Genomic DNA, 11,631 nt, shown 5'->3' with positions numbered 1-11,631 from the left:
GTTTGGGCAGTTTTTTGTTTGGGGCGAGGAGAATGGCTTAAGAAGGTGTAAAGCGACTCAAGCTGGGCCGGAACCGGCTCAAGCCCGCCCGGAAGTGGCTCGAGCTCCGTGGAACCGGCTCAAGTTTAGAGAAAGTGACACAAGCTAAACAAAAATTGACTCAAGAAGCCAAAAAATCGGCTCAAGTTGGGTGCAAATGGCTCAAGAGGATGAAAACCGGCTCAAGTTGAGAAAAAAGTGACTCTAGTAAGGGCGGTGGTGGCTCAAAAAGGTGTAAAGCGACTCAAGTTGGCGAACTGGCTCAAGCCCGCCCGGAAGTGGCTCGAGCTCCGCGGAACCGGCTCAAGTTTAGAGAAAGTGACACAAGCTAAGCAAAAATTGACTCAAGAAGCCAAGAAACCGGCTCAAGTTGGGTGCAAATGGCTCAAGAGGATGAAAACCGGCTCTAGTTGAGAAAAAAGTGGCTCTAGTAAGGGCGGTGGTGGCTCAAGAAGGTGTAAAGCGACTCAAGCTGGGCCGGAACCGGCTCAAGCCCGCCCGGAAGTGGCTCGAGCTCCGTGGAACCGGCTCAAGTTTAGAGAAAGTGACACAAGCTAAACAAAAATTGACTCAAGAAGCCAAAAAATCGGCTCAAGTTGGGTGCAAATGGCTCAAGAGGATGAAAACCGGCTCAAGTTGAGAAAAAAGTGACTCTAGTAAGGGCGGTGGTGGCTCAAAAAGGTGTAAAGCGACTCAAGTTGGCGAACTGGCTCAAGCCCGCCCGGAAGTGGCTCAAGCTCCGCGGAACCGGCTCACGCCCTCTCGAGAGCGGATCCCCCCTGAAGAATCACAAAAAAAACAGGCTGAACGCTCAGCCTGTATACCGGTTATGAATATTATTTTTCTTCTGAGTAGGGAAGTTAAATTCAGTCACCTCAAGCGAAAGAGCCAGATAGTGATCTTTAAAACAGTCGCTAAAGAACGATTCAGCTACTGCAAATAAGGCTTCACTTGTCTCTTTCAAAATTTCCTCACTGCGACCTGCTCCCACTTTTAATTCAATATGAACGAACGAATCGTCTTCCGTTCCGTCTGCAACTACGTAGTCTGTTAGCTTCACAGCTCGAGAGCGGATCCCCCCTGTTGGAAAGTGGGGAGATTCTACTAATACCAGGTTCAACTGCTTCAATAAGGAAGGGAAGTCAAAATCGACTAAATTATCAGTGTACTCCACAATGATATGAGGCAATGGGTCATTCCTCCTTTACGATATTGGAGCGTGCTGTTCTTGAATAATCATATTCGCTAAACGGCCGATGCCCTCAATTTCTGTAACAACTTCATCACCGACGTTTACTTTTGTTGGGCCTTTTGGAGTTCCGGTTAAGATGATATCGCCTTCGTTAAGTGTCATGAAGCTACTTAAATATTCAATTAGATACGGAACAGAAAAAATCATATCCTTCGTGCTTCCTTCTTGCTCGAGTGTGCCGTTTACATACGTTCGGAGAGCAAGGTTCATGGGATCAGGGACATTATCTTTATCTATAATCCAAGGTCCGATTGGTGTACAGTTGTCCCGGTTTTTTACGCGGAAGTTCGGACGGTAGTAATTTTCTAGATAATCCCGGAAAGCGTAGTCGTTTGCGATCGTGTAGCCGGCTACATAATCATATGCTTCATCTTTTCCGATATTTCTCCCTTGCCTTCCGATGACAACAGCTAGCTCACACTCATAGTGCATATGCGTCACATCAGTAGGGCGAGGCGTTTCTCCGTTATGGCCGATGAGTGTATTTGGTCCTTTTAAAAAGACAAGCGGTTCCTTAGGCGCATTGAAAGCGAGTTCTGATGCATGGTCAGCGAAGTTCAGGCCAAGGGCAAAAATGGTCCCTGCTTCAAGAGGGGGGAGCCAAGTGACTTCTGATTCATGCACGGTTTGACCAGACTCTAACAAAAGTTGATCATCCTCAACAATTGCCCCGTATACGTTCCCTTTATAACTTACACGTGCTCTCTTCATCGGTTCCCCTCCTTCACGAACGAACGTTCTGAAACAAAATGGTTGGTGAGTGCACCGATCTCATCAATTTGGATGCGTACTTCATCACCTGACTGGACACGTGGTGCGCCTGGTGGCAGACCAACAAGCAGTGTATCGCCTTTGTAGAGCGTCATAAATGAGGTCACATCCGCAATGAGTTTTCCAACAGGTCGAACCAATTCTGAAGTGGAGTGTTCCTGACGCAAGGCGCCGTTTATATAAATGCGAATACCTAGATCATCTGGATTCACTACTTCATCTGCGTTTACAATCCAAGGGCCTGCTGCGCAGAAGCCATCTTGAGCTTTTTCCTTAATCGCTGGTCGGTGGATGCTTTCGTGTGGTAGGGATATATCGTTCACAATCGTGTATCCGCTTACATAATCGAGCGCGTTTTTTTCAATCACTTTACTAGCCGTGCGACCAAACACGATCGCAAGCGCGGCGCCGATTTCCACTTCCGTTTCGCCGTCTGGAATCGCAATCGCTGTCTCTGGTCCTGTAAATGTGTTACGAGGTTTCATATATAAAACGGGTGCTTCTGGTGGCTTTTTGTACGGGGCTTCATGCAGGGATAAACCAAATTCATCTAAGTTTCCTTTGTAGTTCATAGCTGTTCCGTAGACGTTGCCGGTTAAAGGGAAGTCTAATCGTAGCGCCCCGGCACCATCAGAGAGTGTACCTTTAGCTGGGTCAATGGCCATTTCTTTTGCTTGTGGAATGCCACTTAACTGAACTTTTGCTTTCTTCATCAGGATTTCCTCCTTAAAGCCGAATTCGAATCACGTCTATCATAAACATAAAGATTCTAAAAATTCAAATCTTTTTCACTGGAGACTTTGGATAGGTTCAAATTGATTCATAAACTTCCTAGCAGCGACAGATAGAAAGCGATCCTTCATCCAGACAATGGCTGGCTCAGCCTGAATGGTCGCATCATGAATCGTTAAGACTCGGAGTCCGGGTTCATGTCTGTCCTTTAATGAGGCTTGAGGGACGATGGTGGCTCCAACTTGAGCTGAGACAAGTGACAAGATCATGGTGACGTCCGGGCATTCACAGATGACTGATGGTTCAAATCCGTGATGGCGGCATTCATCTAAGATGATTTCATATTGGCCAACCCCGCTAAGTCTATGAAGCAATAGAAGGGGAAGTTCTTCTAATTCACGCATCGCAACGCTCGTACGTCCCGCAGCAAGTTCTGACCAGCTTTCAGGCACGACCAGAACGTAAGGTTCGGTTGGTAAATGGAGGATCGAGAAATCTTCGCTATCGACAGGGAGTCGAACAATCGCTAGCTCAATTTCCCGGTTACGTAAACTTTCGGATAGAGAAGAAGTATCGCCTTCCTGGAGTTTATAACGAAGGTGAGGGTGATCATCACGGAAGGATTTTAGTTTGGGTGGGAGATAGGAAAAACAAGATTTCACAGATCCGAGAGAGAGGGTTCCTCTTATGCCTTCACCCGTTTCCTTCACTTCTGTGACGAGGTCGTCCATTTCGTGAAGAATCTTCTCAGCTCTTTGATAGAGAACCTTGCCGGCTTCTGTTAGCTCAAGCGTACGCCCATTTCGTTCAACAAGGCTTACTTCAAGCTCTGCTTCAAGTTGTTTGAGCTGCTGACTAAGAGGGGGCTGTGCGATATGAAGCCGCTTAGCCGCACGGGTGATCTGACGTTCCTGGGCAATCACGTAAAAATAGCGTAGCTGACGAATATCCATCGTTTCAACTCCTATTCTATATATCTTTTAAATATGAAAAGAAGACTTTTTAGATATTTTAAATCTATCGTAGCACATGCTATCGTTAAAATGACAAATATTTCAGAAAAATATAAAATCTTTTCGGGCAAGAGAGGAGTTTTGTAAATGAATATTCAAGAAGCGAAACAAAGACTACGAGGGTCAATCGCACCGATTGTAACCCCTTTTCAAAAAGACCATTCTATTGATTTTGAAGCCTTCAGAAAGCTGATTCATTGGCATATTGCAAGTGGAACACACGCAATCTCAGTTACGGGAACGACGGGGGAGCCTAGTTCTTTAACCGTTGAAGAGCGGGTTGATGTAATGAAAGAGGCTCATAAAGCCATTAACGGTCGGGTTCCTTTTGTGCCAGGGACAGGGTCCACAAATCACCAGGAAACCTTGTACCTAACAAAGAAAGCTCAGGAAATCGGAGCAGATGCGGCGCTCGTTATCGTCCCATACTACAATAAGCCGTCCCAACATGCACTGTATAAACACTTTAAAGCAGTAGCGGACTCTGTAGATCTTCCTATTATAGTTTATAACATTCCTGGGCGTACAGCGACGAACCTTCATGTGAGCACATTAGCAAAGCTTAGTCAGGACTGTAACAACATCATTGGAGTGAAAGAATCGAACAAAGATTTTGAGCACATTAACCGCGTGTTATTAAACTGTGGTCGTGATTTCCTTCTTTATTCAGGTATTGAACTGCTGTGCTACCCGATGCTTGCGATTGGTGGAGCCGGTCACATTAGCGCAACAGCGAACGTTGTGCCTGATAAAGTAGCAGAAATCTACGATGCTTGGGTAGAAGGGGATGTGCAGCGAGCGCAGGATCTACACTATGATCTAATGCCTCTGAATGACGTACTCTTTAAAGATACGAACCCGGCCCCTCTAAAAGCGGCGCTCGGTATGATGGGCAAAATCAATCCGGATCTTCGTCTGCCGATGGATCTGCCAACAGGAACTTTGCAAGACGAAATTCGGTCGGTTCTTGCAAATTATGTAGAAATTGCTGATGGTATTGGATTGAAGTAAATTTTTTTATCACTATAAGAAAGCGTTTACAAAAAGGAGGTCTAAACGTTGAGTAATCAGTTACAGGATAAAACGCAAATGGTGAAAGACATCTTAGAGAGCGTGCGAGATGTGAATTTATATATAAACGGCTCATTTGTGGCTGCATCAAGCGGAAAGAGTTTTGAGAATATCAATCCATTTACAAATGAAACGATCAATCACATCGCAGAAGGAGACAGCGCAGATATCGATGAGGCTGTACTAGCTGCGAAGACCGCGTTTAAAGGGGAATGGGGGCAGATGAAAGTAAAAGACCGCCTCTCCTTTATTTACAAAATTGCGGACTTAATCGATGAGCACATTCATGAAATTGCACCGCTCGAATCATACGATACGGGACTGCCAATTAGCCAGACGAAAAAGATGGTTGCTCGGGCAGCACAGAATTTCCGATTTTACGCAGAGATGGTCTCAAGTAGACTTGTCGGTGATACCTATCCCGTTGATGACGAATTCTTAAACTACACGATTCATAAACCGGTAGGAGTTGCCGGACTCATTACGCCTTGGAACGCGCCATTTATGCTTGAGACGTGGAAGATTGCACCGGCGCTTGCAACAGGAAATACGGTTATTCTAAAACCTGCTGAGTGGTCACCGCTTACGGCGAACCGATTAGCCGAGATCATTGACCAGGCCGGATTGCCAAAGGGCGTATTCAATGTTGTTCACGGCTTCGGAGAGACAGCAGGGGCATCACTCGTTGCTCATCCTGATGTGCAGCTCATCTCTTTCACAGGTGAAACGACAACGGGGTCAGAAATTATGCGAAACGGAGCGGATACGCTGAAGCGCTTCTCGATGGAGCTTGGAGGCAAATCGCCGATTATTGTGTTTGATGACGCCGATTTTGATCGAGCGCTCGATGCGTGTACATGGGGAATTTTCTCCTTTAACGGTGAACGGTGTACAGCGAACTCTCGTCTGTTCATTCACGAGGAGATTTATGACGCATTCGTCGCTGCTCTGAAGGAGCGGGTCGACAATATTATCGTTGGCGATCCACTAGATGAAGGCACGCAAGTTGGACCACTTGCTCACCGTACGCATTATAAAAGAGTGAAGAGTTATCTCGATATTGCAAAAGAAGAAGGTTGTGAAGTTTATAGCGGGAGAGTTCCAGAGAGTTTCAGCACTGGCAATTACGTAGCCCCGACTCTTCTACTCGGAGCTGACAACAAAATGCGCATTGCACAAGAAGAGATTTTCGGTCCTGTGATGACCGTAATTCCGTTTAAAGATGAAGAAGAAGTGATCGAAAAAGCAAATGACATTCGTTACGGCTTAGCTGGTTATGTGTGGACCAAAGATATTCAGCGTGGTCACCGCGTTGCACAGGCAGTAGATGCTGGAATGCTTTGGGTGAACTCGCAAAACGTCCGCGATCTACGTACGCCATTTGGAGGTTCGAAGCATAGCGGCATTGGTCGTGAAGGTGGCTATTATGCGTTTGAATTTTATACAGAACAGCAAGTCATTCACGTGGCACTTGGGGAACACCATATTCCGCAGTTCGGGAAAAAGAAATAAGGGGGAGATACGATGCCAGCTAAAACAGGTGATCAGTATATTGAGAGAATACGGAAGGCGAAGAACAATGTCTACATCGGAGGAGAGCGAGTCGAGGATCCGACTACGCACCCTTCATTTAAAAACGTCGTCAAATCAATGGCGCACTTGTATGATCTTCAGTACGAAAATCCAGATAAAATGCTGTACACCTCTCCAACTTCAGGGGACAAAGTTGGCATGACGTTCATGCGTCCGGAATCGATTGAGGACCTCATCAAGCGCCGCGAAGCCATTACGGAATGGGCGAAAGCAACGGGTGGCATGATGGGGCGCTCACCTGACTATTTGAACGCAGAAGTAATGGCGATGGGAACGGCAACGGATTTATTTGCTGAAGCCGATCCGATGTTTGCGGAGAATGCGCGTAATTACTATGAGTATTGCCGTGAGAATGATATTAGCCTGACCCACACACTTATTCATCCACAGGTGAACCGCGCCAAAGCACAGCACGAACAGAAGGATGCCAATAATGCCCTTCACCTTGTTGAGAAGCGAAAAGACGGGATCATCGTCGATGGCATTCGCCTATTGGCAACGCAGGGCGGCATTACAGATGAGATTCTTGTCTTCCCTTCAACGGTGAAGAAGTCTGGTGAACTAGACGATCCGTATTCGTTAGCTTTTGCTATTCCAAATAACACAGAGGGCTTAAAGTTCATTAGCCGTGAGTCGTTTGATTACGGAAAAAACGAGTGGGATCATCCATTATCCTCTAGATTTGAAGAGGGAGACGCGATCGTTTCTTTTGAGAACGTCTTCGTTCCGTGGGAGCGTGTCTTCGTTTGTGAGAACTCTTCGATCTGTAACCGTACGTTTGGTGAAACAGGTGCTGTTGTGCATATGTCTCACCAGGTCGTTTCGAAGAACGTTGTGAAAACAGAGTTCTTACTTGGCATTATCCTACAGGTAATGGACGCAATCGGCATCGATCAGTTCCAGCACGTAAAAGACAAAGGAACAGAAGTGATGCTGACTCTTGAGACGATGAAGTCGCACCTTTATAAAGCTGAGCACAACGCGAAGCTAGACAAATGGGGAACGATGACACCAGACTTTGAAGCGCTCAATGCCGCTCGTAACTGGTATCCGCGTGTGTATCCTCGAATTACGGAAATTCTTCGTATTCTTGGAGCATCAGGTCTTATGGGGATTCCGACAGAAGCGGACTTCCAGCATGAGGAGATCGGCCCGATCATTAATCGTGCCATGCAAGGGAAGAACCTTGATGGTTTTGAACGTGTCCAGCTGTTCCGTTTAGCCTGGGATGCAACGCTTAGTGCCTTCGGTTCCCGTCAGGCGCACTATGAGTACTACTTCTTTGGGGACCCGATTAAGATGGGCATGACATACTTTGACCAGTATGATAAAGATCCGTACAAAGACTTTGTGCAGGATTTTCTTAATAAAAGCACTTCGAAAAAGCCGAACGTCACAGGCGTTTAAGGAGGATTTCAAATGACATTTGATATTATTCGTTCAGCTCGTGCCGTCTTACATGTGAAAGACTTAGACGCTTCTCGCACGTTTTATGAAGCGCTCGGCTTTGTGGAGACAGAGGCTGATGACACGCATATTTACTACAGAGGTCTAGAAGAACACAATCATCACAGTCTTCTATTAAAAAAAGGAGAAGAAGCCTCTGTTGAAGTCATCAGCTACAAATTGATGGGTGAGGAAGACCTTGATACGCTTGCAAGCCTATTTGACGGCAAAGGCTACAAAGTAAAGTGGATGGAAGCAGGTTCGCAAAAAGCAATCGGACGCTCCTTCCGTGTTCAAGACGTATCTGGAATACCAGTTGAATTCTTTGCCAAAATGGATACGGTAGACCGGATGCTACAGCGCTATGATCAATACCGCGGAGCCCGAGTACAGCGTATTGATCACTTCAACTGCATGGTCTCTGATGTGCAAAAAGCGTATAACTTTTACACAGAAGAACTAGGTTTTCGTTGTTCGGAGTACACATCTTCAGATGACGAAGCGATTTGGGCAGCATGGCTTCACCGTAAACCAAGTGTTCACGACGTTGCCTTTATGAATGGGGACGGACCACGCCTTCACCACATCGGCTTCTGGCTCAGCGACCAGCTCAGCCTGATCCACGCCTGTGACGTACTCGCCTCAATGGGATATGTCGACAGCATCGAACGAGGCCCAGGGCGACATGGTTTGTCCAACGCGTTCTTCCTATACTTGCGAGATCCAGATGGACATCGGATTGAGCTTTATAATGGTGACTATCTAACAAGTGACCCAGACTTCAAACCAATCCGTTGGGATATCAATGACCCCATGCGCCAGACCTTCTGGGGACACGAAGCGCCAGACCGCTGGTTTAACGAGGCCTCCCTGGTGCAGAATGTGCACACAGGCAGAACACTCCCACTCCAAGAGCCAACGCTCAAGAAAAAGAAACCAACCTTTATCATTTAGGCTATGAATCTTAAAACTCAAGTAAGAGGATGTTTCCGTTAACTATTGATGAGCTTAAGGTGGGGCGGGAAACTACTCGCTTTCCGCGGGCGAGCTGTCGAGCCTCCTCGGGCAAAGTTCATGCCCTGCGGGGTCTCGTCGACCTCTTCTTCCCGCAGGAGTCTCGCAGTTTCCCGCCCCACCTTTTCAATATGTGGAGAAACGGAAACATGCTATTTAAGAGAGTGTGCTTTCAATATCTCTTGCGGGGGTCCGTTCATCCATATATCACGGGCTGGCTGGCGGACTGCGAGACTCCCGCGGGGTATGGAGCCTAGGGAAGACCCCGCAGAGAGCGTAGCGATCGAGGAGGCTTCCCAGCTCCCCGCAGGAAAGCGAGTAGTCCGCCAGCCAGCCCAGGCACTTTTTATCGTAACGGACTAATTAGTGATAAACAGAATTCAAGGGGGAATGGTTCGTGGATACATTGAATACGTATGCGAAAAAGCATCTATATATAGGCGGCGAGTGGGTGGAAGGGGAGCGTTATGTTCCCCTTTTTTCTCCTTATAACGGAGAGAAACTAGCCGATATCCCACAAGGAACAATCGAGGACGTGGACCGGGCGATTGAGGCGGCTGAGAAAGCGGCTTATGTAATGCGTGCCCTCTCATCACACGAGAGAGCCGGGATTCTTGATCGACTTGCTAGTCTACTAGAGGAACGACAGGACGAAGCGGCAATGATTATTGCAAATGAAGCTGCGAAGCCGATTAAGGCGGCTCAGGTTGAGGTGAAGCGAACGATTCAGACGTATAAGTTTTCGGCGATGGAAGCGCGTAATCGCTATGGTGAGACGCTTCCGATGGATGCGGCGCCTGGTGGTGAGAATCGTGTTGGTTACACAGTAAGGGAGCCGCTTGGTGTGATTGGGGCGATCACGCCATTTAACTTCCCGATGAATCTTGTGGCTCATAAAGTCGGACCTGCGATTGCATCTGGGAACTCAGTTGTCTTAAAACCGGCATCTGGTACGCCGCTTTCGGCTTTCTTTCTTGCAGAGCTTTTAGAAGAAGCAGGTCTTCCAAAGGGCGCATGTAATGTGGTTACCGGAAGCGGGCGTGTTGTAGGTGATCGACTTGTAAAGGACGAAAGAGTGAAGATGATTACGTTTACGGGGAGTGCGGAAACTGGGATTGGGATCCGAAACCAGGCAGGACTCAAGCGAGTCACCCTTGAACTTGGTTCAAATGCAGCGCTTATTGTTGATGAAGGTGTTGACCTAGCTGACGTGGCGAAGCGGGCGGTTACAGGAGCTTTTGCTTATCAGGGACAGGTGTGTATTTCCTTACAACGCATTTATGTCCATGACACTGTTTACCAGGCGTTCCTCCGTGCTTTTGTCTCAGAAGCAGAGAAGCTGAAAATGGGGGACCCGCTTGATCATAAGACCGATGTATCTTCTCTTATTACAAAAGAAGATACAAAACGCGCGCTTTCCTGGGTCGAAGAAGCAGTTCAGGGTGGAGCCATACTAGAAACAGGTGGTATGATAGAGGAGAATGTCATGCGTCCAACTGTGTTGACGAACGTCGATCGAACGATGAAGGTATCTTGTAAGGAGGTGTTCGCTCCTGTTGTGGTTATCGAGCGAATTCAATCGATTGAAGACGGTATTGAAGCTGTAAATGATTCCCGCTACGGACTGCAGGCAGGGATTTTTACCCCAAACATTCACCACGCCTTCGAAGCAGCGGATCAACTTCAAGTAGGTGGCGTGCTTATTAACGATATCCCGACGTACCGCGTTGATCACATGCCATATGGGGGTGTGAAAGAAAGTGGTACTGGAAGGGAAGGAATTCGTTACTCCGTTGACGAAATGACAGAGATGAAGCTAATTATAGTTAATAAAAATAAATGAGGTGTTGTTGATGGACGATCGTATGTTTAAAACCGCAATGAGTAAATTCGCAACAGGGGTCACTGTTGTCACAACAGAGACGGATGATGAAGTGCGCGGCATGACGGCCAATGCATTTATGTCTGTTTCAATGGATCCGAAACTAATCGCTGTATCTGTGGCGAAGAAAGCTAGAATGCATGAGTACATTAAAGAGTCTGGTCAATTTGTAGTGAATATCCTCTCTAACGAACAAGAAGATATGTCGAACTACTTTGCTGGAATGGTGAAAGAAAAGTGGGAGCTCACCTTTGACCGCTTTGAAGAACAGCCAGCAATCAAAGACTCACTCGTTAATATCGCGTGTAGCCTTTATGATAGCCACGAAGCAGGGGACCACACGATCTATATCGGTGAAGTTAAGAATTTGAGTATTAAAGACGGGGTTCCGCTCGGATATTATCAAGGAAAGTATTGCAAGATTACCGAATAATTATGAACAGACACGTCACTTTGAGTGGCGTGTTTTTTAGTTACATAGGAGGGATTTCGGTGAGGCGGCTGATTTTCGCTATTATATGGGTTGGCTTAGTGGGTGGAACAATCTCTGTCATAACGTCTACAGATGTAGAATGGACTCCTATTATAGTTATGGTAATTGCAGGATTCGTCTTCGTAACTATTTTTGGTATAGTAACCTTAAATAAGAGTACAAGAGTTGCGATTATACCGATATTGCTAGGAGGGTTCTGTTTTAGTGTGTTATGTACATTTCTCGAAGTAAGGGATTGGTTCCTTGTAAGTCTCGTGTATTCTGTCGGGTTAATGATTTACTTCCTTGGTTATGAGGCGTTTCATGGTGAATGAAGGGGAGGGAC

Annotated in this window: 11 protein-coding genes; 7 read left to right on the top strand and 4 right to left on the bottom strand. The window is 46.7% G+C overall.

The genetic code is table 11. The features are described 5' to 3' along the window. Positions 1 to 850: 850 nt before the first annotated feature. The 4 genes from N780_RS06660 to N780_RS06645 all read right to left on the bottom strand — a co-directional run bounded on the left by N780_RS06660 (position 851) and on the right by N780_RS06645 (position 3,747). Positions 851 to 1,228 (bottom strand): 5-carboxymethyl-2-hydroxymuconate Delta-isomerase, encoded by a 378-nt coding sequence (locus N780_RS06660; RefSeq protein ID WP_036781617.1) that lies wholly within the window; start codon positions 1,226 to 1,228, stop codon positions 851 to 853. A gap of 15 nt (positions 1,229 to 1,243) precedes the next feature. Continuing rightward, positions 1,244 to 2,002 (bottom strand): fumarylacetoacetate hydrolase family protein, encoded by a 759-nt coding sequence (locus N780_RS06655; protein WP_036781614.1) that lies wholly within the window; start codon positions 2,000 to 2,002, stop codon positions 1,244 to 1,246. After that, a complete protein-coding gene (locus N780_RS06650) occupies positions 1,999 to 2,775 on the bottom strand; it encodes a fumarylacetoacetate hydrolase family protein (protein WP_036781611.1) in 777 nt (258 codons plus the stop codon). The genes N780_RS06655 and N780_RS06650 overlap by 4 nt, the downstream gene beginning before the upstream one ends. A gap of 75 nt (positions 2,776 to 2,850) precedes the next feature. Then, the gene (locus N780_RS06645; RefSeq protein WP_036781609.1) at positions 2,851 to 3,747 is read right to left on the bottom strand and encodes a LysR family transcriptional regulator; all 897 of its coding nucleotides are present in this window, start codon (positions 3,745 to 3,747) and stop codon (positions 2,851 to 2,853) included. Positions 3,748 to 3,894: 147 nt separating this feature from the next. On the opposite strand from N780_RS06645, the gene hpaI reads away from it, so the two are divergent. The 7 genes from hpaI (at position 3,895) to N780_RS06610 (ending at position 11,620) form a co-directional block, all read left to right on the top strand. After that, on the top strand, positions 3,895 to 4,818 hold the full coding sequence (gene hpaI, locus N780_RS06640; RefSeq protein ID WP_036781606.1) for a 2,4-dihydroxyhept-2-ene-1,7-dioic acid aldolase: 924 nt from the start codon (positions 3,895 to 3,897) through the stop codon (positions 4,816 to 4,818). Positions 4,819 to 4,896: 78 nt separating this feature from the next. Further along, positions 4,897 to 6,390 (top strand): 5-carboxymethyl-2-hydroxymuconate semialdehyde dehydrogenase, encoded by a 1,494-nt coding sequence (hpaE, locus tag N780_RS06635; protein WP_036781708.1) that lies wholly within the window; start codon positions 4,897 to 4,899, stop codon positions 6,388 to 6,390. A gap of 12 nt (positions 6,391 to 6,402) precedes the next feature. Next, positions 6,403 to 7,878 (top strand): 4-hydroxyphenylacetate 3-monooxygenase, oxygenase component, encoded by a 1,476-nt coding sequence (hpaB, locus tag N780_RS06630; RefSeq protein WP_036781604.1) that lies wholly within the window; start codon positions 6,403 to 6,405, stop codon positions 7,876 to 7,878. 12 nt (positions 7,879 to 7,890) lie between these two features. Then, entirely contained in the window at positions 7,891 to 8,871 is a 981-nt protein-coding gene (gene hpaD, locus N780_RS06625) for a 3,4-dihydroxyphenylacetate 2,3-dioxygenase (protein WP_036781602.1), read from the top strand. A 466-nt stretch (positions 8,872 to 9,337) separates the two neighbouring features. Continuing rightward, complete coding sequence (locus N780_RS06620) at positions 9,338 to 10,774, top strand: aldehyde dehydrogenase family protein (RefSeq protein WP_036781707.1); 1,437 nt, start codon at positions 9,338 to 9,340, stop codon at positions 10,772 to 10,774. A 10-nt stretch (positions 10,775 to 10,784) separates the two neighbouring features. Further along, a complete protein-coding gene (locus N780_RS06615; protein ID WP_036781599.1) occupies positions 10,785 to 11,246 on the top strand; it encodes a flavin reductase family protein in 462 nt (153 codons plus the stop codon). 59 nt (positions 11,247 to 11,305) lie between these two features. Continuing rightward, entirely contained in the window at positions 11,306 to 11,620 is a 315-nt protein-coding gene (locus tag N780_RS06610) for a hypothetical protein (protein WP_036781597.1), read from the top strand. Positions 11,621 to 11,631: the final 11 nt, after the last annotated feature.

This window comes from Pontibacillus chungwhensis BH030062, assembly GCF_000770675.1.
Classification (GTDB): Bacteria; Bacillota; Bacilli; order Bacillales; family BH030062; genus Pontibacillus; species Pontibacillus chungwhensis.
The sequence above is the reverse complement of the archived record's forward strand: the minus strand, read 5'-3'. Positions and strand labels throughout refer to the sequence as shown.

Excerpts from the sequence above, each read along its gene's own strand:
- N780_RS06655 (WP_036781614.1), bottom strand. The coding sequence starts at position 2,002 with ATGAAGAGAGCACGTGTAAGTTATAAAGGGAACGTATACGGGGCAATT.
- N780_RS06650 (WP_036781611.1), bottom strand. The coding sequence starts at position 2,775 with ATGAAGAAAGCAAAAGTTCAGTTAAGTGGCATTCCACAAGCAAAAGAA.
- N780_RS06645 (WP_036781609.1), bottom strand. The coding sequence starts at position 3,747 with ATGGATATTCGTCAGCTACGCTATTTTTACGTGATTGCCCAGGAACGT.
- hpaI (WP_036781606.1), top strand. The coding sequence starts at position 3,895 with ATGAATATTCAAGAAGCGAAACAAAGACTACGAGGGTCAATCGCACCG.
- hpaE (WP_036781708.1), top strand. The coding sequence starts at position 4,897 with ATGGTGAAAGACATCTTAGAGAGCGTGCGAGATGTGAATTTATATATA.
- hpaB (WP_036781604.1), top strand. The coding sequence starts at position 6,403 with ATGCCAGCTAAAACAGGTGATCAGTATATTGAGAGAATACGGAAGGCG.
- hpaD (WP_036781602.1), top strand. The coding sequence starts at position 7,891 with ATGACATTTGATATTATTCGTTCAGCTCGTGCCGTCTTACATGTGAAA.
- N780_RS06615 (WP_036781599.1), top strand. The coding sequence starts at position 10,785 with ATGGACGATCGTATGTTTAAAACCGCAATGAGTAAATTCGCAACAGGG.